Origin of the sequence: Enterococcus sp. CR-Ec1, assembly GCF_002850555.1 — a bacterium.
In the GTDB taxonomy this organism is placed as follows: Bacteria; Bacillota; Bacilli; order Lactobacillales; family Enterococcaceae; genus Enterococcus_D; species Enterococcus_D entomosocium.
In genome coordinates, this window is sequence record NZ_CP025223.1 from 647,501 (window position 1) to 668,867 (window position 21,367).

The 21,367-nt window shown below is 42.7% G+C and carries 17 protein-coding genes and 1 pseudogene; 16 read left to right on the forward strand and 2 right to left on the reverse strand.

Annotated elements, in window-relative coordinates; all coding sequences use genetic code 11:
- The first annotated feature begins 7 nt into the window (after window positions 1–7).
- The 3 genes from wecB to CXM95_RS03105 are packed head-to-tail and all read left to right on the forward strand — an operon-like array spanning window position 8 to window position 2,996.
- Window positions 8–1,105 (forward strand): non-hydrolyzing UDP-N-acetylglucosamine 2-epimerase, encoded by a 1,098-nt coding sequence (wecB, locus tag CXM95_RS03095; RefSeq protein WP_008377992.1) that lies wholly within the window; start codon window positions 8–10, stop codon window positions 1,103–1,105.
- A 14-nt stretch (window positions 1,106–1,119) separates the two neighbouring features.
- Window positions 1,120–2,580, forward strand: a complete 1,461-nt coding sequence (locus CXM95_RS03100; RefSeq protein ID WP_008377994.1) for a helix-turn-helix domain-containing protein — start codon at window positions 1,120–1,122, stop codon at window positions 2,578–2,580.
- Window positions 2,581–2,633: 53 nt separating this feature from the next.
- Window positions 2,634–2,996, forward strand: a complete 363-nt coding sequence (locus CXM95_RS03105; protein ID WP_008377996.1) for a DUF7006 family protein — start codon at window positions 2,634–2,636, stop codon at window positions 2,994–2,996.
- 127 nt (window positions 2,997–3,123) lie between these two features.
- On the opposite strand, the pseudogene CXM95_RS03110 reads toward CXM95_RS03105, so the two are convergent.
- A pseudogene (locus CXM95_RS03110) lies at window positions 3,124–4,610 on the reverse strand (helix-turn-helix domain-containing protein).
- A 487-nt stretch (window positions 4,611–5,097) separates the two neighbouring features.
- Between CXM95_RS03110 and CXM95_RS03115 the strand changes: the two are divergent.
- From CXM95_RS03115 to CXM95_RS03175, 11 genes are all read left to right on the forward strand, one after another.
- A complete protein-coding gene (locus tag CXM95_RS03115; protein WP_086299117.1) occupies window positions 5,098–5,493 on the forward strand; it encodes a DUF7006 family protein in 396 nt (131 codons plus the stop codon).
- 378 nt (window positions 5,494–5,871) lie between these two features.
- Window positions 5,872–6,096 (forward strand): hypothetical protein, encoded by a 225-nt coding sequence (locus CXM95_RS03125; RefSeq protein ID WP_016611282.1) that lies wholly within the window; start codon window positions 5,872–5,874, stop codon window positions 6,094–6,096.
- Window positions 6,097–7,282: 1,186 nt separating this feature from the next.
- Entirely contained in the window at window positions 7,283–7,651 is a 369-nt protein-coding gene (locus CXM95_RS03135) for an LPXTG cell wall anchor domain-containing protein (protein WP_008378002.1), read from the forward strand.
- A gap of 12 nt (window positions 7,652–7,663) precedes the next feature.
- Window positions 7,664–8,488 (forward strand): WxL domain-containing protein, encoded by an 825-nt coding sequence (locus CXM95_RS03140; protein WP_016619480.1) that lies wholly within the window; start codon window positions 7,664–7,666, stop codon window positions 8,486–8,488.
- A 23-nt stretch (window positions 8,489–8,511) separates the two neighbouring features.
- Complete coding sequence (locus tag CXM95_RS03145; protein WP_016611276.1) at window positions 8,512–9,438, forward strand: WxL domain-containing protein; 927 nt, start codon at window positions 8,512–8,514, stop codon at window positions 9,436–9,438.
- A gap of 92 nt (window positions 9,439–9,530) precedes the next feature.
- A complete protein-coding gene (locus CXM95_RS03150; RefSeq protein WP_034871881.1) occupies window positions 9,531–10,595 on the forward strand; it encodes a DUF916 and DUF3324 domain-containing protein in 1,065 nt (354 codons plus the stop codon).
- 1 nt (window position 10,596) lies between these two features.
- Window positions 10,597–13,617: a WxL domain-containing protein gene (locus CXM95_RS03155; RefSeq protein WP_101698843.1), complete on the forward strand. Its 3,021-nt coding sequence runs from the start codon at window positions 10,597–10,599 to the stop codon at window positions 13,615–13,617.
- An 81-nt stretch (window positions 13,618–13,698) separates the two neighbouring features.
- Entirely contained in the window at window positions 13,699–15,117 is a 1,419-nt protein-coding gene (locus CXM95_RS03160; RefSeq protein WP_008378011.1) for an HTH domain-containing protein, read from the forward strand.
- Between the two features lie 76 nt (window positions 15,118–15,193).
- Window positions 15,194–15,673: a signal peptidase I gene (lepB, locus tag CXM95_RS03165; protein ID WP_086299120.1), complete on the forward strand. Its 480-nt coding sequence runs from the start codon at window positions 15,194–15,196 to the stop codon at window positions 15,671–15,673.
- Window positions 15,674–15,746: 73 nt separating this feature from the next.
- Window positions 15,747–16,511: a hypothetical protein gene (locus CXM95_RS03170; protein WP_176285389.1), complete on the forward strand. Its 765-nt coding sequence runs from the start codon at window positions 15,747–15,749 to the stop codon at window positions 16,509–16,511.
- 47 nt (window positions 16,512–16,558) lie between these two features.
- On the forward strand, window positions 16,559–17,722 hold the full coding sequence (locus CXM95_RS03175) for a hypothetical protein (protein ID WP_101698844.1): 1,164 nt from the start codon (window positions 16,559–16,561) through the stop codon (window positions 17,720–17,722).
- Between the two features lie 54 nt (window positions 17,723–17,776).
- Here CXM95_RS03175 and CXM95_RS03180 read toward each other — a convergent pair whose 3' ends face one another.
- Window positions 17,777–18,226 carry a MerR family transcriptional regulator gene (locus tag CXM95_RS03180; RefSeq protein WP_008378019.1) on the reverse strand — a complete coding sequence of 150 codons (450 nt, stop codon included), beginning with the start codon at window positions 18,224–18,226 and terminating at the stop codon, window positions 17,777–17,779.
- Window positions 18,227–18,315: 89 nt separating this feature from the next.
- Here CXM95_RS03180 and CXM95_RS03185 point away from each other — a divergent pair, with 89 nt between their 5' ends.
- Both CXM95_RS03185 and CXM95_RS03195 read left to right on the forward strand, forming a co-directional pair.
- Window positions 18,316–19,365 carry a zinc-dependent alcohol dehydrogenase gene (locus tag CXM95_RS03185; protein ID WP_233499084.1) on the forward strand — a complete coding sequence of 350 codons (1,050 nt, stop codon included), beginning with the start codon at window positions 18,316–18,318 and terminating at the stop codon, window positions 19,363–19,365.
- Between the two features lie 428 nt (window positions 19,366–19,793).
- The gene (locus tag CXM95_RS03195; protein WP_101698845.1) at window positions 19,794–21,272 is read left to right on the forward strand and encodes a helix-turn-helix domain-containing protein; all 1,479 of its coding nucleotides are present in this window, start codon (window positions 19,794–19,796) and stop codon (window positions 21,270–21,272) included.
- Window positions 21,273–21,367 lie beyond the last annotated feature (95 nt).

Genomic DNA, 21,367 nt, shown 5'->3' on the forward strand with positions numbered 1-21,367 from the left:
AAGTACGATGCAAAAAATAAAGGTATTATCTATTTTTGGTACACGACCAGAAGCCATCAAGATGGCACCGGTCATAAAAAAACTAGCAAATGATCCACGCTTTCTATCAAAGATCGTCGTGACAGGGCAGCATCGAGAAATGCTTGAGCAAACATTAGCGGCGTTTGAGCTGACCCCTGATTACGACTTGGCTATCATGCGAGAAAATCAAACCTTGTCTAGTATCACCAGTCGTATTTTAGAAGGACTCGAAGGTATTTTTCAATCAGAAGAACCAGACGTAGTGTTGGTCCATGGCGATACGACGACGGCAGTGGCAGCTGCGCTGGCCGCTTTTTATCAGCAGATCTTGATTGGTCATGTGGAGGCTGGGCTACGAACAGGTAACAAGAATGATCCGTTTCCAGAAGAAATGAATCGCCGGTTGATTGATCAACTAGCAGATTTTCTCTTTGCCCCTACAGATCAAAGCCAGGCAAATCTGCTAAAAGAAAATCATCCACAAGACCGCATCGTCGTTACTGGCAATACGTCTATTGATGCTTTGTACCACACCTTGGCACAAAAAAAAGACCGAAAACCAATCAGTGAGAAAAAAATCCTTTTAGTTACAATGCACCGGCGAGAAAACATTGGGCAACCCATGGAACAAGTGTTTCGTGCACTAAAACGGATCGCTGTTGCTTATCCCGCACTGACGATCGTCTTTCCGATGCATAAAAACCCTCGTGTCCGTACACTAGCCAAGCGCTATTTAGAAGGGCAGCAAAATATTGAGTTGATCGAACCATTGGATGCCCCTGCATTCTATCAGTTACTGGCAGACAGCTACCTTGTTTTGACCGATTCAGGAGGGATTCAAGAAGAAGCACCCTCCTTGGGGATTCCTGTCTTGATCGTACGTGAAACGACGGAACGCCCAGAAGGGGTGGCAGCAGGGACTTTGAAACTCATTGGTACCCATGAGGAGCATGTGTATTCAGAAATCGTTCATTTATTGTCTGATGAGGCAGCATACAAACAGATGGCGCAAGCCAAAAATCCCTATGGAGATGGACAAGCCAGTGAGCGGATCGTGGCTGAATTAAAAAGTTATTTCGAGTAGAGGAAGGCGAACCTATGAGACAATTCCAATCATCTTTTGTCATTAGTAAAACGACGCTAAGGTGGCTACATTTGCTAGAACATATGGAGCACGCTTCTCATACACCGATCCGTGGGTTGTCAAAAGTGATCAAAAGCTCTAGCCGAACCATCATTGAAGATTTACAAAACATTAAAGAGTATTTCGAAGATGCTATCGAAATGGAAACGTCAAATAGTGGCTATCAGCTACAAGTCATCGATACAGAAAGCTACTTAGAAAAAAAACGGAATTTGATCAGTAACGAGCCGTTGTTTCGCATCTTTGAGAGCATTTTTTTAGGGGAAATATTGACCATCAATGAGTGGTCAGACATTTTGTTTATTTCCCCTGCCACGTTGATGCGGTATTTTCGAAAGATCGACCCAATTTTAGCACAGTACCAACTGACATTAAACAAAACCACCGTTGATCTTATTGGTGAGGAAGTCAATATTCGCCATTTTTTTCTGAACTTTTATTATGAATCCGATAGTACGCCGCATACCGTATTTCCGCCGTTGATCATTCATGAGATCGGTTTAAACTTGAAAAAAGAAGAATTCGATAGCAATTTCTCTAATCTTGCCTTTGAGGAAATCAGTTACATGCTTTATATCATTTTAGAGCGAACCTCTCATGGCCATTACGTCACGATCGATCCAGCCATCGTCAAGCAGTTTCGTAAAGAGTATTATCTTGAGCTGAAAAAATTAAAGACGATGCTATCGAACCATTTGCAAACGACGATCGCCGAAAAAGAAATCATCTACTTTTATGCGTTATCGATGGGAAAACGGACGGTGTTTGATATTGATATGGAAAGGGACTTTTGCAACAAGTTAGGCAAAGACTCGCAGATCCTGCAACTAACCCAACGTTATCTAAAGGAGGCAGGCGTACCGCCGTATGCGCTGGAATATAGTACGGTTTTGATCCAGTCTTTTTTTGCGACGATCTTACTAAAAAATAAACTTTCACCGGTCTTGAACAAAGTGATTCCCGATTTGATCTCATTTGTAAAAAAACATTTTCCAGAGGAAATGGCACAAAACACAGCGTTCTTACAAAAACAATTCAAACAACTGAAGTGTCTGTCTTTAGACATGATCGTAGATATCAGCGCAGTGTTTACCATTCATATGGACTGTGTGAAAGAATTGTACTGGGGGAAGCCTAAAAAAATTGCGTTCCTGTTAGAAGGGAATCAATTTATCTCGCAACGAATTCAGGTCACTGCTCGTAAGTATCTAGGCAGTTATCAGAAACTCTTTTTTCCGAATGTATTAGATATCAATCCCGGCTATTTTGAGGCGAACCAATTTGATATCGTCGTCACAAATTATAATGAGCATATGTCGAATTTTTCTTGTTCTGGCGTGTATTTATTGTTCAATAAAATCCCGAACTCAACCGATTGGCGCAGACTCATGTCATTGATCGACTTTAAACTTTAACAATGGTCCAGGTGCAAAATAATTCTCAGATGAAAGATAGGAATGATGCAATCATGATGAAAAAAGGACATATGACACCAGAAGCCTATTTAAAAAATTACAGCGAACTTTGTTACTTGCAGGAATTTCCCTTAATCAAACAAGTATGTACAGAGTTGCAAACACGATTCAAAGAAATTTGCTATACCGAGTACGATAATGTGCTACAACAAATGGCGGATTTGCTAGAAATCGATGCCCAACTGCAAATGTTTTTAGATTTTTTCCGACACGACTTTTTTAAAGAAATCGAATTAGCAGAAGAAGAGATCGTCGAAATGATCAAAAAGGACAAAAATGTCTATTACCGACAAATGGCAGGGATCGGCACAAACCAGAAAGCGCCCCATGGCTTGATTTATCTCAGCGAGAAATGAACACTGTGATCGCTGAGATAAATCAGAGTGTCAACCACTCGTTGGGTAAGAATGGTTTTTATAAAATAACACTTCGAAATGCTTTGTGACCGTAATGATTCCACAAGATAGTGTCTAGCAAGTTGACTTACGCATTGTCCAACACAACCAGACGCAAGATCCGTGGATTGATTTGATTAAGTAATCGATTCCAATCTGTCGCATCTGGAAAAGATTTTAGAAGAACGCATTCTACTTCCAGTAAGTATTCTGTCGTATACTCCGAATAATTGGTGACTAATAGATCAATTTGCTTTTCTTTTAAATAGGTTGGAGAGAGTTCACTGGCATTAGGATAATACAATGTATGGAAGCGACCCAAATATTTTCGCACGATACTTTCGGCATATTCACAAACATATTCGTTTCCTTCAAAAATCACAGCGATCGTCCGTTGTGATCCCCAATTTTCTTCTTTGATCGCTTCCATATGAATCGTTAAGCTGGCACAGAAATCGTCAAGATAGGAGGATGAATACAGCTTTTTGACTAGCTTGTGTTTTGCCAAAAATGCATAGTTTCTCTTATATTCGTAGGAAAACTTCTCTTTGACGAATTGCGTAAGATCGTCAATATTGACATTCATGATGGGCGAGAGCATATCGCGTATTTTCACAATCGTAAAAAATGATTCTAACCAGTGTAAATCTTTTTGTTCATCATAGGAATTGCCTTGATTTAGGGCATAGAAATCTTTTGTCACTTGTTGGATCTCAGGCCAGCGATTATACTTTCGGCAAAATTCTTCGATCGAAGGATGATTGATTTTTCGGCGACAGATGAGACAAAGTAACAAATAAATGATTTCGTCCTCTGGCAGATGGTAATGAAAATAGGAATAAAGGATCTCTCTTAACGTATCTGGAGCAATCAATGAATGATAAGCATAAAAGATGTCCTTTAGTTCAGGTGAAAGTTCGACTTGTAACCCTTTCTTGCTGCGTTCCAGTGTAATGTAGAGAATATAGGAAAAGTAAGAAAAAGTAGAAGCCGGTTGCTTTTTTGAATGCAAAAGATTGGTGATCTCAATGACAGCATCTTGGACATCCAGCGATGGGAAGATCGTATTGACATTGATATCTGACTCATAATAAAACAGACAAAAAAAGCGGCGAATATCGATTTCGGAACCTATCAATGTGACAGGGTTTGTTGATAGACGAAGTTTGAAGGGCTTTAATAATTCGTTCATTTTTTTAAGTAACTGAGCAATGCTTGTTCAGAAAGATTAAGGGTCAAGCTCCAATCCAGAGCAGATTGTAATTCATCAAAAAAAATACTCTCCAAAATCATAAAAAATGGCTCGTCTTTAACTAAATTTTGTTTTTGTTTGATATACCCCTCGGGATCAAGTTCTTCAAATAAATACCCAAACTTAGAGGAATAGATTTCGATCGCATCATTAAAATGTTCGCGAATCATGGCAATATCCACAATGATCGTACGGGTACTGCTTTTTGTTACTTCTGATAAATCGCCCAATGTTGCAGATGGATTCTTCTCAAATTCATTTAATAATTGCAATCGTCGGATTAAAGAACGATTTTTGATAAATTTTAGCTGAAAATTTTTCATAGTTGCCCCCGTTGAATTTAAAAAAGAATTAAACACATTATAAACAATTGGTTAAAAAACTTCAATTTTTATGTTTAATTTTATTTTATTTGACTGAATATTCGATTTTTTATTATTCTGGTGGATGTAAACGGTTGAAACGAATTGATACAATGTAGGTTTTTTCACCGACAGGTGAAAATTGCTATTTTTTTTAAGGATATTTGACGCTATAGTGAGACCATAGTCCGATGCTTAGGAGTATTTGTTTTTTCTCAAGAGGAAACCTGTGAACTGTTGGTTGGATCAAAAGGGAGAAAATAAACAGTAAATGTAACTAGCAAATGAGTGAATGTGCCATCAATACCTAGAAATGCAGTGTACTTGAGGGGTATCCACGAATGAGAGAGAAAGAAAATAGAAGACATTGATTGGTTGAAGAACATCTACGGTTACCAGAAAGTGTAAACTGGAAACGAACATGCAGATAGATTACGAGGAGGCTAATATGCTGGCAGAAAAGATAGCGGGAGCAGAAGAATATTTGGCGCATTTTCAAACAGAGCTAGAAAAACAAGGGGTGTTACGCTTTTTTCCAAAAATAAATGCCTTTTATCATCGGTTAGCAAAAGAGTTTTTAACGATTTTTCATAGCAAGGAAGAAAACCTGTTTGTTCAGTGGGGCCACTTATTGGCGATTGATGCACAATTGCAAATATTGATGGAAAACAGCAACAATCGCAAAGAGGGATTGCTAGATGACCTTGGGATGAGTGAGGAAGAAGTCATTGAAATGATAGAAAATGACCATAAGTATTTTTACCGTGAGATCACGGGGGCAAAGTTAACGCAAAAACCCAAAATGGGCTTGATTTATTTGAGTGAACACTTAGCGGAGTCCTGAAGTTTTATGTCTAATACGTCGAGTAGACCTGAGAGTTAGGAAAAAAATTGAGATAAATGGGAAACGATGATGCTCAGTAGACTATTGGGGAAGTTTCATAGATAGTTTTTTGGAGAAATAAATGGAGAGTAGTAGTGGGGCTAAAAGGATGATTTTCAGGTGGAACGTACCCTTGAGAATGACAGAGGGCAGATGGACTACTCAAACAACGCAGTGGGGAAGGCAATTGGTTGGTCTTCCTTGCTTGAGTAAGAGTTGTTTTTAAGAAACAACAGATTGACCGCTAAAGTCAACGACAAAGACGAATGTTTTTTTCTCTTCATAAAATAATTACTGTGTAAGACGTGAAAAAAAGCAAAAAGCGCTTGAAGGTAGGACATGAACGGAATGAAACTTTTTATTATTTTTGCCTACTTGTCGGTAGGCATATCGGTGGCACAATACGGCATGTATGATTTCTTTCCCAGCATATCTGTGATCCTTCGCAGCTGGTTTCAATTGGGGCAAACCATTCTTTTGCTTGGCTATTTCTTTCTGCTGGTTATGTATTTTTGGGTACAGCGTGGCAGAACAAGGAAAGAGAAGCAATCTTTAGGAGAATGATCAAGAATTAAACAGCAATGATCAGCAAAGAAGCGTTTTTACAGTAGGAAGAAAGCGCTTGTTTGTAAGCAAAAGTATACATAAAATAGTACGACCGAGACGAGCCTTTCGTGGGCTCTTACTTAACATAAACAAATCTGCAGCAAACGTTTGCTTCTTTTGGTGAAACCAAGAAGGGATCGTTTGCTGTTTTTTTGTGCTAACAAATAGGCCTGTTTTCAAATGTCCCGTGGAGAGCTTTTTTCAAGGAAATGAAAAATTCTTAAGGGGGAGGCTGGAAGAATCGATTCGTTCTGTAAATAGTAATCAAAAAATGGATGGCCGAAGAACTACATACGAGAGAGTCAATAAAATGCTTCATGGAGGAATGGCTGATTTAGCCAAGCGGCATTTCAAGGGAGTACCGAAGGATAATAGATAGAGAAGATAAAGCAATGGACAGAGACGCCAAAGTTTTTAGCGCTGCAATAGCTATTGGAGTATGCGTTGGTTTGGCTGCATCTGTATTGGCAACAAAAGAGTACCGGGAAAGGGCTGGACAAGTGAAAATGAATGGGAAAGGTGGCGCTCCAAAAGAAGAACCATAGCTGATGATCCGCCAATCGTCGAGGAACCACCCAACTGTTTTCCGTAGAGAAATACCAAACGAGCAGGAGATGACCACTGACAGGCATGCTTCATGTTCTTGTCAGTTTAGTGATTCTAAGAAAAACAACATAAAAGAAAGAATACCCGACAAACGTAGCTTGGGGGATCAGATGAAAAGAGAGGAACGTTCTTAATAATAATAGTCCCCCCCTCTTTTTTTACCGTTATTTTATTGTGGCTTTTATAGAATGGAGAACTGCAGGTGCTTTGGAGATTGATATATGATTTTTCTATGGTAACAAGCACTTTGGTAGATGTTAAGGATTTCTCACTTTAGCCATATCCTATGTTGAATAATTTATTTAAAACGGGGGTTTGTTTTTTTATTTAGGCATAGATTTCATCAGCCAGTGAATTTATTGATTTTTCCCGCATCACAAAGATAGCTATAATGAAGTATATCGAGGATAAAACCCAGCGTTTTTGGAAGCCAACTGAAACAAAGACCAATCGACTTTGTTCAAGGTTACCGTCTAAGTAAAGGTGTCTAAAAAAGGGGGGTTTTTAGGCTTGATGATGTCAAAAAGGGGGAGGGAGAATGAAAAGAGCGAGGGGGAATTTTTGGGTCAAACTGATGATCTTCGCTGCTTTTTTTCAAGTGATCAGTGCTTCGACGATTTTAGTTTCGGCACAAGAAGAGCGTTCCGTCGATACAGAAGGCTCAGTCCAGTTCACGGGTGTCTATGAACCAGACAAACCAGAACCTTCACCACCGACCGGACCGACACAACCTGGCGGGGATGGGGGACGTTTGCCGCAGACAAATACCCGAAAAAGTTCCAGTGCCACGGCACTCGGATCATTGCTGCTATTGATCGCTGGCTATTCAACAGTGAAGAAGACACGCAGGTACCAAAAAGAACGAACAACCTCAAGAACACAAGAAAAGTTGAGTAATAGAGAATAAGGGAATGATCTTATGAGATTTTTGCGATTTGCAACGAGCACCGTACTTGCCGCAACCCTTTTGACTGGTGGGATCCAAGGGACCGCCGCTGAAGTAAGAGTCGCTGAAACCGATGGGCAAGTCAGTTTTGTGCCCAATGATCGAGACCCGACGGAAGTGTTACCGCCTGATCCAGGCCCCGATGGCCCCGATGTGGAGATACCGCCGATCGGACCAGATGGACAAACAGGACCATTGACGATCGCTTATGCGCCGACTTTGGATTTTGGTACCCAAGAAATCTCCAACCGAGATGCCGTCTATTCGATGGTGGCAGAAAAGCAACAATTAGCGGATACCCAAGGGGAAGAAAACCAAGTACCGTATGTTTCCTTCGCCCAAGTACAAGATACCCGTGGGTCAAATGCTGGCTGGCGTTTGACTGTAGCACTAAGTGCGTTTGAATCAGGGACGCAACACAACGAACTGCGAGGGGCACAAATCATCTTTGCCTCACGAGAAGTTGACTACAATAGCCACAATCAAGAAAACGCACCGGCCGCACATGAAGCAGGCTTGCGTTTGGATGCCAATGGTTCAGCACAAGCTGTTCTGACTGCTGATGCCGGCAAAGGGGCAGGCACTTCATCCGTCGTTTGGGGCTACCAAGATGAGTTGAATGCGCAGGTCCAAGCCCAGGCGCCGGTGGTTCGCAATGAGGCGATCCAATTGTTCGTCCCGGGAGCGACTGCTAAAGATGCAGCCTTGTATGTGGCGACTTTGACGTGGCAATTGACGACCACTACCTCGCAATCAGGAGAAACAGTTCCAACGGCGCAAGCCGATGAAACAAACTAAAAGAAAAGAAAGAAGGAATAAAAATGAAATGGATTCGCTTAGCAACAGTCGCAACACTGACCTCTACGATCTTCGCAGGCGGTGTACAAGCAGTAGCAAATGATGAACCAACACCGAACCCAGAGCCGAGTGGAGAAAGACGTCGTCAGAATACAGAAAATAATATTGAGTTCCGAGCTGGTGATGGGGAGAGCGTAGAGGTCGTTCCTCCTGTACCGTATCCACCAGTAACAATCGTTGATCCAGATCCACCAACCGGACCGTTAACGATTGCCCATGTACCGAAAAAATTTGATTTTGGCATACAAAGAATTTCAACTACTAATGAATTTTATCCAATAATCGCTGAACAAGAAAAGCTTGTCACCGGTGATGATGAGGGGGAGGAAATCTCAAGAGATAATGGCGAAGAGGTAAGAGTACCATATGTATCCTTCGCGCAAATCGTTGATACTCGCGGATTGGATGATCCACAGTGGGGACTGCATCTTGATTTAACAGAGTTTACTACATCCAGCGGGAGTAATTTGAGAGGGGCTTATTTAGAATTCCTTAATCCAACCATTGTTCACAATGGCGCTACTGAGGAAGAGCTGAAGGCACTGCCTGATGACCATGAGGATAGGGATTATTTACTGCAGTTACTTCCTAATGCCTTTACCACACCAGACGAATTAGGAAACCAGAGTTTGATTGTCCCTGCAAACTCGACCAACGTTACAGTGATGGCTGCTACCGATGGGCAAGGGCAAGGTGTATCGTCTATTTATTGGGGGGATCAAGAAGAATTAAATGCTGCTCACGAGTCAGAAACAGATCCAGTTTTGAATCAAGCCATTCGCCTGCATATCCCGGGAACGGCTACACCACAAGCTACTGAATATACGGCAACACTAACTTGGCATTTAACAAGTACGATGGACGCCGATGGTGAAACAGTGCCAGACTAAGACGACTAATCTTCAAAGCAACGCAACAATAATGTGAAACAACTGGCAGGAGTAGACCGTTATTCCTGCCTTTTTTGGAAGGAGAAACAACAGTGATTGAACAACCAACAAACCAACGCTGGCTGCGGCTTTTGACTGCAATGATCGTGCTATGCTCATTGATTGCTTGGCCGACACCAGTAAGAGCAAATGATGACATTGAATCAGAGTTGAATTTTTTTGTAACCCCGATATTCCCTGACAGTCAGATCGAAGGCGGTGCTAGCGGTTATTTTGATCTGAATTTAGGCGCAGGGGAACAAGAAGAATTGCAGCTGCGCGTCCAAAATACATCGGAAGAAACCATCGACGTCGAAGTATCGGCTCATACTGCTTTCACGAATGTCAATGGGGTAGTAGAATACGGTCGTGATGCCGAAGCTCCTGACCCGACATTGCCTGCCTCGATTGCAGAATTGATTGAAGCACCAGGGGTCATCACCTTAGAAGCCCAAGAAGAACGGATCCTTACACTGCCTCTGACGATGCCTGAGGAAGAATTTGATGGGATACTGGCAGGGGCGATCCGAGTAGAAGAGGTCCGCGATGCTACGGCAACGGAGTCAGAAACAGAAGGCATCGGGATTCGTAATGAGTTTGCCTTTATTTTAGGAGTCGTCGTAAGCAATAACCGCTCGTCAACGGATCCGGGCCTTGAATTGCTGGACGTTTTTGCCAGTCAAGTCAATTATCGGAACGTGATCAGTGCCAAGATTCAAAATTACACACCGACTTTCGTCAACCACATAGAAATTGATGCTGAGATTCGTGCCAGCGGCAGTGACACCGTCTTGTATGAAACGCAGCGCACAAGCATGCAGATGGCCCCAAATTCGCAGATGGATTTTCCGATTCCTCTAAATGGCGAGCGTTTCCGTCCGGGAGACTATGTTCTAACTATGACGGCCCGTTCACAAGGGGAGGAATGGCATTGGGAAGAACTCTTCACGATTGCGGCTGCTGATGCCCGACGTTTAAATGAGGAAGACGTGACATTGGAACCAGAAACCAATTGGTGGCTGATTGGCGGAATCGCCGCACTTGTTTTGTTATTGATCATCGTTGTTGTTTTAATCATTAACAAGAAAAAAAAGACAAAGGAAGGTGGGGATCAGTAAAATGAAAAAAAAAACACTAAAGATAGTACTATCACTTATGGTAGGACTATTTAGTGTTTACTTGTTTTTTCCGTCTATTCGTGTGTTCTTTTTTGAACCACTACATGCATGGCAAGGAAGAGAAGGTACGTTAGGCGAGGTGTTCACTGGATCTTCTTTTGAAGAATCTTTAGAGGATCAAGAGGAGTTGGTGGTTTCTTTTCTGGAAGAAATCCAGCAAGCCTATGTTGGAGAAGTGTTTCCGATCATGTTTTTAACAAACCGCCCACTAACAAGCATCGACATCCAGCTGCCTGCAGCCACGATCATAGAAGAAACATTTTTAATGGAAGAAATAGTGATCACCCAAACCGAGGATCCCGAGCAATGGCTTCTGAACTCCGAAGTGCCGTTGACGTCGTTTAGTCTACCACTGACGATAGAATCCGTAGGTACTTATGAAATAACGGTAGCAGAGACAGTGCTTACCTTGAACGTGGAAGAAAGAAAATCCGGAGATGAGGGGGAGAGGCCCCCTATGGAAACGGACGACCACCCGATTGGCACTAACTTAGCAGCGGATCCTGTCAAATCAGATGGTTCATTTTTTGATGACATCGAGGTGGATGAAGGCAATCTTGATCTTTTGGAAGATAGGCGAAGAGAACAAGAAGTAGGCTCCTGGCTAGAATTTTTAGAAGCTGTCATGGACCCAGAGGTGAATCATATAAAGTTGATCGATAGCTTTGAATCTAGTGATAATCCGATTGAAGGTATAGCTTCAGGCGTATCAGGAAGTACAATTAATATTTCGAGTGGAGACTCTTATGTCTATATCAGCCAACCGGGAATCTCAAGAACTCTTATTATTGATGGACAAGGAAAATACCAAATTGATTTTCGTGCGGTTGCTGTTGGCTTCTTGGATAGTACGATGGTACCAGAATCTCCTTGGGATATTTCGTATCAAAATATTACCCTTTATCATGGGAATTATTACGGACCTATGAACGTTACTACTTTGGGTGTTAACAATCAAGCCATATCCACCATGCGGTACCATAATGTTGAAAACATTGGGAATCAGCTTTTGCATTCCGTTGGTACAACCGCAGTGCTTTCAGGAAAGGTTACCTCACATCAAGCACGAAGCTACCGTTCGACTTTTAATGAAAATTGGCAGATCAATGCTTGGAATCAAGCAAATTTTGAAGTCCATCGACTTTTGATCAGTCCCAATGCAGAAGTAGAATTGTCGACCATCAGTTCAGGAAATTTATTTTATCATGGTTTGAATCATCCAGAACTGGTTATTGGAGAGAATGCCAAAGTTTCCATGAAAGCAAATTTTGAAGGGACTAGAGGGGAAGCCGATGGTGTGAATGTCTGTTTTGGAAATGGTGGTGGGAATCTGACTGTTGGCAAGGGAGCAGAATTAAAACTTGACACTCAGATCAACGCCTCTGCGATTTCCACACTTCATGGAAACCATACCATCGATCTCTTGGAAGACAGCAAAGTGCATATCCAATCCTTAGAGAATCGAAGTCACACGAATGGATGGAATTGGAATATTCTTTCATTTCAAGGAGGCAACACCCATATCAATCTAAAGGAACGTAGTATGTTAAAAATTGATGCGGAAAATCAACCCAACTTATCGGCACATGTTGTTGGCTTCTGGGAACCTCAAAACAGTATCACTGTTGGTAAAGATGCTATTTTAGATATTCGTTCGGACAGTCGCAATGATTCTCAAAATTTGATCTTTTTTGGAAATCTTTCGAAGTTGACGTTCAATGAGGCCCGAAAGGTCAATTTAGAACGAACGGCGCCGCTTTCTTTTAATAACGGAAGTTTGATCAACTTAAATGGAACCAATGAACTGGAAATCGAATTTCAAGGAATCAAACAATGGCAATACGGTGAGTTTGATGAGGTGCAGTCTACCCATGAGTGGATGCCTTTGATTCATATGAGTACCAACCTTACTTGGATCAATCCAACAATCAACAGTGTCGTAACTTTGGATCCAACAGTGGAACAAGGGGTACGTAGTCATTTTTCGACTCATAGCCAACGATTGCTTTTCGAGCAAGTTTCTGAAGTTGAAATAGAGTTGAATCCATTAACGGAAGATCCGACCTTATCAAATTCTCGGATCATCTCTGGAAGAGCAAATCCCAATAGCTATATTCGTTTTGAGCGGGAAGCATTTATGCCCGAACCAAATCCTTCCCTTGGTACTGTAACGGATCCAGATGGACGCAGAGAATTCTTTCACGTCCAAGCTGATGAAGAGGGAAACTTTCAGTTTGATTTATCCGAATTTCCAAACTTCCAACATTTTCGTCACGAAGAGCTAGTGACAGCCGAGGCGTTTTTGAATGGGAGATGGGGAAAGGATTCGGTGATTGTAGAGAAAATCGACATTGTGGATCCGCGGGATCCTTTTCGCCCGGATGAAACGGTCGATCCTGTGAATCCTCCTGTTTTGCCAGAAAACCAGGGATTTGTCAGCATCGACTTTATTTCTCAATTCGATTTTGGAGAAGTACCAATTCTTTCAAGTACCACTCGATATCCAGCAAAGCCGCAGGCGTTGCGGGAAGTTTATGAGGATGTGCATGAAGGGGACCGTCCCAATTATATCCAAGTATCGGATCGGAGGGTCGCTACTACTGGTTGGACACTGAGTGCTCGCTTATCTGAAGAGGGTTTTGTGGGTACGCATGATGAAAGGCAACGACTAAGAGGGGCAAGCGTTTATTTGTCAAATATCCATATGGTAACCACTGGTTCGAATGAGTCGGAGACGCCAGACTATCAAGAAGCCATTGAACTTATTGCAGGTCAAAGTAAAACCTTGGCTTCGGCTCAAGAGAATCATGGTGGAGGGACGTGGATCCAACATTATGGCTCAAGTGAAACAATGAAAAACAGTGTGGAACTGGAAGTCCCGATTGGTGCCAACCCCCAAGCAACTGCTTATCGCGGCACGATTTATTGGGAATTAAGCTTTGTTCCGAGACCTGAGTCATAAAAGTTTGAATAAGAAGGAAGCAGAAGCTGCTGGAAGTCGCCTGCAGCTTCTCTTCTTTCGAATGTGTGGGGAGGTGAAACGATGAGAAACAAGCCGTCTTTATTGATGAACAGTTTATTTTCAATGACGTGCAAGCGGCAATTGACGATTTTGCGGCAGTTGGAATGTTGCGGTCCTTTAAGTGGGCAACAGCTGGCACATGCTTGCGGCGCTTCTCGGCGGACGATTATTTCAGACATTGAGGAACTGCGCCAACTCTTTGGGGCTTCGACGATCCTCGCATCTGCCAGCAATGGTTATGAATTGATGATCCAAGAATTGGCAGAGTATCAGGAAAAAAAGCGAGCATTGTTGGCGGATGACCCGAATCTGTTGTTTCTGCATTTCTTGTGTCAGCAAGAAACGGCGATACCGGAAAAACTTGTTGCGATCACCGGATTAGGCAATCAAACCTTTTTGAAACAATGTCGTCAGCTTCAGACCTTGTTCGCTGCTTATGAACTGACCTTGAATAAAAAGCAGTGGTGCCTAGAAGGGGCAGAAGGAAACATACGGTATTTCTATAAAGCCTTTTATTTTGAAGAAGAGGAACAGCCCTACCAAATCTTTGAGCAGCTGGCTGAAACGTTGACACTGCGGTATCGTCCGTCCTTGCCGATCGATCCAGTGGTTTCGTTGCAGTGGACGAAGGTCTTTCTTTTGCGGGCGCAACAAGGTGGACGCTTGGAAGAAAATTGGGAAATGGCTGACTTTTGTCGGTTGTTTCTAGAAAAAACGGGTTTTGTCATCGAAGGCTTGGAGGTCTGCAGGTCCTTGTCGCAGCAAGAACGGTGTGTCCTATTGTTTTTGATGATGGCAGATGAAGGGGTACTTTCGTTTTTATTGAAACATCCGTGGGTCGAAGAAACGGTGCCCTTTGATCCAATCGATAGCTTGCGAGAGACGTTTCCTAAGCAAGCAGAGACATTGAGAGAAGATCGCGTATTCGTGCAAGTGACGTTAGCAGTCATGTTACTGGATCGGCTCTTCCATGTGCCACCTCCTTTGCTGCGGGATCGTCGAAAGCCAGAAGTGTCTGGTATTGGAAAGACGAAGGCACTTTCTAGCGCTGCTTCTCACTATTTGCTGACAATAGGCGAGTCCTATCTAAAGAACCAGCAGTTAAAAAACAACCAGCTGATGATCACCTATCATTTGTGTGGAAATGAGAAAATCAAAGGCTGGATCAAACAACGTCTGAGTGATTGGCTGGCTGCCCAAGGAGTGGATGTCGTCGTCGAGACTACGAGTGAGCTGTCGATTTTCACCGCCCGCCAGGTGGTAGTCACTGATCAACCGCTCTTTTTGCTGGAATTGGAACAGCCCATCTATCGGTTGGAACGACCGATTGAGCCAAATTCCATTGAACGTCTCGGCAAGGCGATTTTAGCCGATTTTCTTGGTCAATGTAAAGGCTCTGTTCCTAGTGAAGAGCTTCAAGCAGCGTCTGCCTCTCGCTAAAAGCGGTAGAGCCAACGGTATAAATAGTCAAAGGCTACGTACGACGTAAAATTATGGTAGAGGAGCAACAGGTATCATGGGTCGATTCCAAAAGCAATGGGCACTTCGTGTGTTGGGAATAGGTTGTCTGCTACTGCTGCTGTTCTATTTCTTTTCAAACTACAAAATGGCTCGTGTCAGCGGTGATTCGATGGCCCCCATTATTCAAAACAACGAGTTAGTCGTTATTCAAAAGAATCAGTTGCCGCATCGTTATGATCTCGTCGCTTTTGAGCATGAAGGGCTGCTGATCGTAAAACGAGTGATCGGGGTTCCTGGGGATTCCTATGCGCGCAGTGGCAATCGATTGCTATTGGGTGCATCAGGGTCCTATTATGATTTTTCCTATACCTTTACACTGACGCAAGAAACGGCGAGGGAATTGCCGGTCGGAGGCATCCTGCAGCCAGGAGAGTATTTCGTCGTTGGGGATGCGATCATGCACTCGATCGATAGTCGTGAATTTGGTATGGTGACGAGCGAGGCGCTTCGTGGGGTCGTCTTGAATTTCTTTTAAGGATTCAACGAGGTCAGTCAGCGTGTCTGTTTGAAAATCGAGGCTCAATTATGGACAAAAGATGGAAAGGGGGATGTCCGTGAAGATTGTTTATGTCAGCATACTGCTGCTTTGTTTTGTGGCGATCGGGGTGCTTGCTCAACGGGGATACCTCGAAATCTTTGTTCGAAGACTTGAGCGACGAACAAAGATGACGGAGTTGGAAAAAAGAAAACTGGCTTTTTTTAAGCATAAGATTCGTAATGAACATCCGTTAGCGTTGCTGATGGTGAGTGGTCTGTTTCTTATGAGTTTGCTGCTTTTGACTTTTACTCAAGTTTCCATACATGCGCAAAGCCGTAGGGTAGCAGAGGAGAGGGAGCAGATGAAACAGGAAATCTTACATTTACAAAAAGAACAGATTGAAGGGACGCAACGACCGTTATCGGTGTACCCGTCTGCAGGTCTCCCTTTTGAAAATCTTGCTTGGCATACGCTACTGATGGCGGATGATCGAGAAGCGCGTTTTCAGCTAGAAGAAGAATTTGGGGCGCAAGTGACGCCTTTTTTAGGACCGACAGTCGTGCTGATCCATATTGACCAACCGCTGCAAGAAATCACCCTAACGAGTTCAAGTCATTTGAACTCTTCTGCGGACTTTCCTGCTTGGGAAGCTAATTTGCAGCGAATCATCGATGATCTATCGCAGGCGCAAGGCGTGAAACGGTGCCATTTCGTGTTGCAAGTAGCAGATACGCCCGATACGTCATTTGAACAAACGATCGTCCGCAATGCTCAGGGACAGTGGCAAGTACTCAACCGAAAAGAGCTTGTCCAAGCTTCAGACACGGGAACTTAGAATGAAACAATCAAAAGAGTTATTGACGAAAGGGAGGGATTCAAGGGATGAGTAAGAAGAAGGGACGTGGGTGGTTTTCTGCTCAGACGCTATTCGACGAAATGAACCAAGTGTCATTGAAAGAATTAAAAGGATTTGAAGAAACGTATGAGAAAGAAAACAGAACCGCTGAGACAGCTGTTGCCAATGGACCGGCGAAAGAAGCCTTCGCCGATACCGCAAAAAAGAAAGCTACTAGCAATGATCAAGAAATGACGGGTACCAGTAGTAAACCCCAAAAAGGCAAAAAACAAGGGCAACGAAGTGGACAGGCGCCGGCACCGTCTCCTTCAGTACAAGCGGAACTAGAGGAACGATTGGAGCCAGAAGGATCGCCTAAGCACTCGACGCAACCCTGGTCCTCAGAAACGGGCATGCCACATCCAGTAAGCAGTAAAGGGAAGAGAAAGCGTAAAAGCACCAAAAAGCGTAATGAAACTGTCAATGCGCCCTTGCCTAGCTATCAAGAAAAACGCTCTTTTGAAGCGTTTACCGCGGAAGCGAACGGGGAGCAGATGGAGCTGGCGCCTGTCTCACCAGCAGATATGAGCTTTGAACAAACCCATCAAGAGTTAGTGTTGGCACGAACGAGAATCACAGAACTTGAAAAGCGGCTCCATGCAGAAACCTTGCATCACTCACAGTCGGATATCCAGCAAGTGAAAGAAAAAGCGATTTTTGAACGCTTGGATTGGGCAAGAGAAAAACAATGGTATGAAAGCAAAGCCCAAGAACAAAAACAGCTGCTGCTCCAAAAAGAAGAGGTCATCACAAATTTGGCGAACCAACTCGCTGAAAAAGAAGCACAGCTGGAGGAGCAGGCTCGAGGCCCTCAGGAAGAAGAAGCCGCTGCGCTTCGCAAAGCGGTCAATGAGCTGCAAAAAGAAAACCAAGAGTTACAAAAAGAAAATCAGCAGTTTCAAGCGGAGATGCGAGAGATCTTGCTGTTTGCTAGAAAGAAAGCAGACCGGACACTTGAAGAAGCGCAGGTTGAAGCAGAACGGATGATCTACAACGCTAAAATGCGCTTGAATATCGCCCATCGTACGGCAAAAGAGATCCTTGATGAAGTGAGCGATACGAAAGAGAACATGAATACTCTCTTTGATTATTTGTATGAACAAGTCTATTCACTAGCAGACAAGCAAGTATTTGAAAAGTACCAAGAATAGGTTTGCTTCGGATCACTAGAAGCAGGCAGATAGTCCTGTGAACGTTACATAACGTTAGCGATCTTCGCTTTGGGCGGTGATCGCTTGAAACTTTTCTTTGTTTCTCAACGACATTTTGATTGGGAAATGGATTTGTTCTGTACCGGCTGCGATCGCTGATTCATAATACCAGCACTTATGGTCGATCAACGCCATCGATTGCTGCAAAGCGTCTATCTGCGCTTGCAGCGCTTTTTTTTGTTCAAGAAACATTTTATGGCGTTCTTGCAGCGAGTCATCACCAAGGCGTGTCAATTGTGCATAATCTTTGATCTCTTTAATGGTCATGCCTGTTTCCTTCAGACATTCGATCAATTCCAGCATCTCAATTTCGGTATCTGAAAATAAACGGTAGCCAGATTCTTTGCGCGCTAACGTCGGCAAAAGGCCTTCTTTGTCGTAATAGCGGATGGTTGACGTGGGGATATTTAAGGCTTTCGCAACTTGGGATATCGTATAGGTCATTTTTTTCACTCCTTAACGTTGACTTTAAAGTTAACTTTAATGTTAGTATGACGGTAAGCAAAGGAAAAAGCAATGAGGAGGAAACAGAGATGACAGAAAAAAACATGAAAGCTGCTGTATTAAAAGGACCAGAAACGATCGAGGTCAAACAAGTACCTGTGCCGAAAGTGGAAGAAGGACTGATCGAGATCCAAATTTCAGCTTGCGGCGTCTGCGGCAGTGATGTGCATATGTGGCAAGCAGGGAAAGGTTGGGGCAAAACAGGGGAGTCCGATTTTATCATGGGTCACGAGTTTTGCGGTGTCGTGACGGATGCAGGCGATAGTTCCTTTAAAATCGGCGATCGCGTCGCTTTTTGGGCAAATCTTTATTGTGGAAAATGTGAGATGTGCCAAAAAGGTCAAGAGCATTTGTGTCGGGAAGTAAACGGCACCAATTATATCGGCTTTGTCTGCAATGGCGCCTATGCCGAACGGTTTGTCGGAAAAGCGTCCAATGCTTATAAATTGCCAGATACAGTTTCAGATACAGCAGCTAGCTTGATTGATCCCTTGATGGTTGCCTATCATGCCGTCCGTAAATCCAATATTAAGTTAAATGACAAAGTCTTGGTTTCTGGAAGTGGGATCATCGGGCAATTGATTGGCGAATTGGCAAAAAAAGCTGGGGCTTCTTATGTGGCCATGTCCAAAATCAACGATACAAAAATTGAGAAAGCCAAGGAATTGGGAATCTTTGACGATTACTTTGACGCTAAGGATCCAAACCGCGGGGAAGTATTGAAAGACGCGTCTGCTGGTGGGTTCGATTTGATTTTTGAAGCGGTCGGTTCCAGCAGTTCCTTAGCGACATGCATTGAGGCTGCTCGTCCTGGCGCAACGATCGTGGCGATTGGAAATTCCGTTGTTCCCGAAATTCCTTTTTCATTAAATCGGTTGGTCTTGCAAGAAATCAAGCTCATCGGCAGCGTTTCATGCACCCGCCAAGAGTTTGAAGAAACGATCGATTTGATTGCTAGTGGCATGATCGATCCCACAAAATATATCACGGATGAATACCCATTGGAAAAACTGCAAGAGGCGCTAGAACGCCAAACGTTAGAAGATGATCCGTTGGTCAAAGCGGTTGTGAGGTTTTAAATCCGATCCAGAGAAGAATGCCAAATGAAAATCGGGCACCGAGTATTGAACAAACATAGAATGATAGCTGATTCTGCTTAACATCTACGAGGTGTTAAGCTTCTTTATTTGAATCTGCAATAGAAAATCTGTTGCGCACAGGCAAAAGGTTGTGTGTATACATGGGTGTCAGCACTTTTCTTATTTGTCGCGTGTCGCAGTGCTATCATTTGATCCAGGAAAAGAATGGTGCTTGCCTTGCTATGGATTGAAAGAAAGCCCGCAGCAAGTTCAAAAAAGCGAAAGCGAACTTTTCTGACAATGGATGTTTCGTGCCACATCTTATGTTTTTAGAAAGAAGTTCATTTGACGTAGCGAAGAAAGGGGTTTCTGTTGTATGGTAGAATGAATAGAGCCAAGTCAGAAAAGGAAATGAGTGAAGAAATGGCATGAGGGAACTTCAGATGTCTTTTATTACAAGTCCGAGTACAAAGCGTTGGATGCAGATATTAACGATTATTGAACGAGAACAAGTTTTTAAAGTTGGGATTCTTTCTGAGCGATTGGCTATTTCTAAGCGGACATTGGTGAAAGACCTACGCTTGATCAAAGAGCATTTTGGCGAATGTATTGAATTGGTATCAGGTAATAGCGGATTTCATTTCGAAGAACGAAATCGTGTTCTCTTTAAAGAAAAAAAAGAGCAGCTATTAAATCAGGAAGTTTTATTTGAAATCATTGGGAACATTTTTTATGGAGAAGTAGTTGATCTGAATGAATTGGCTTATCGATACAATTATGCGGAAACAACATTACGAAGGTTTATTGCACGTGTGCAACCAGCCTTAAAAGAGTATGGACTTTCTCTAAGTTTCACACCGGTTACTTTGGTAGGCGATGAAGCAAATATTCGTAAATTCTTTTTTGATTTTTACTATGTAGGTGAGCCCACCCCCTATACGATCAGACCACCAGAAGGCCTGCATCATATAATTCTAAAGGGACTTTCTGATAAATTGGGAAAATATGAAGTAGGTACTGGCTTGACGATCTCGGCTTTTTATTCACTGCTGTATATAACGATTGTACGGGCGCAAAAGGAGCACTATGTTTCGATTCCTGACTGGGCAAAAGAGCTTGTCTATCAAGAAAATGATTTTAAATTGCTAGAGATTCTGAAAGAAGTCATTTTCAAAGAGTATGGGGTATCTTTACCCAAAGAAGAACTTGCTTGGCTTCACTACATGATTATATGTACGCGGACAATCAATCAATACGATCGAGAAAAAACTTTTCTAGCTCGATTTAATTTCTGGCCAGAAGTGAAGCCGATCGTAAAAGCGTATTTTGCTGGTGCCGAATTTAAGGGCTGGGATCAGTCACTGCTAGAAGATTATCTAACCTCCTTTCTGGTGTCTAGAAAACTTAATGAAGTGATTTGTCCATCTTTGAACAAGCGACAAGCTGAAGAAGTCGCCTCAATAAAAACATACCATCGAGAGTCTTACTACAAAAATAAAGCATTTTTGGAAAAGTACAAAGAAGAGTTAGCTTTTGCGACAGAATTTATGGAAGATATTGCTATCAGTTTTACAACGGTAAGTGATTTACTGCGCGACTATTATCAGCCGAAAAAAAATATTTTGTTTCTTATAGAAGGGGACTCAATGGTCGTTCAAATGATTCGATTACAAGCAATTCGGCTCTTTGCAAACAAGTATCAAGTCATTTTTCTTTCATTGCACGAATTAACAGAAGAACGATTAAAAGCGGACCAGAAGGTTTTGATCGTCACAAATTATCGTCCCTATATCCTGGATTATGGTTTGACGGATGATTATATCTTGTTAAGTAGCATACCAACGAAGAAAGATTGGGAGCGTGTGATTTGTCGATTGTATCCTCAAACTAAAGAGTGCCCTCTGTGAAGTGAACCAAGTGAAGCAATAGTGAATGGGAAGTTAGGGAGTATTTTTTCGGACTGTCTTCTGGGAGGAAACTTTCGATTATCTGTAAAATCCGA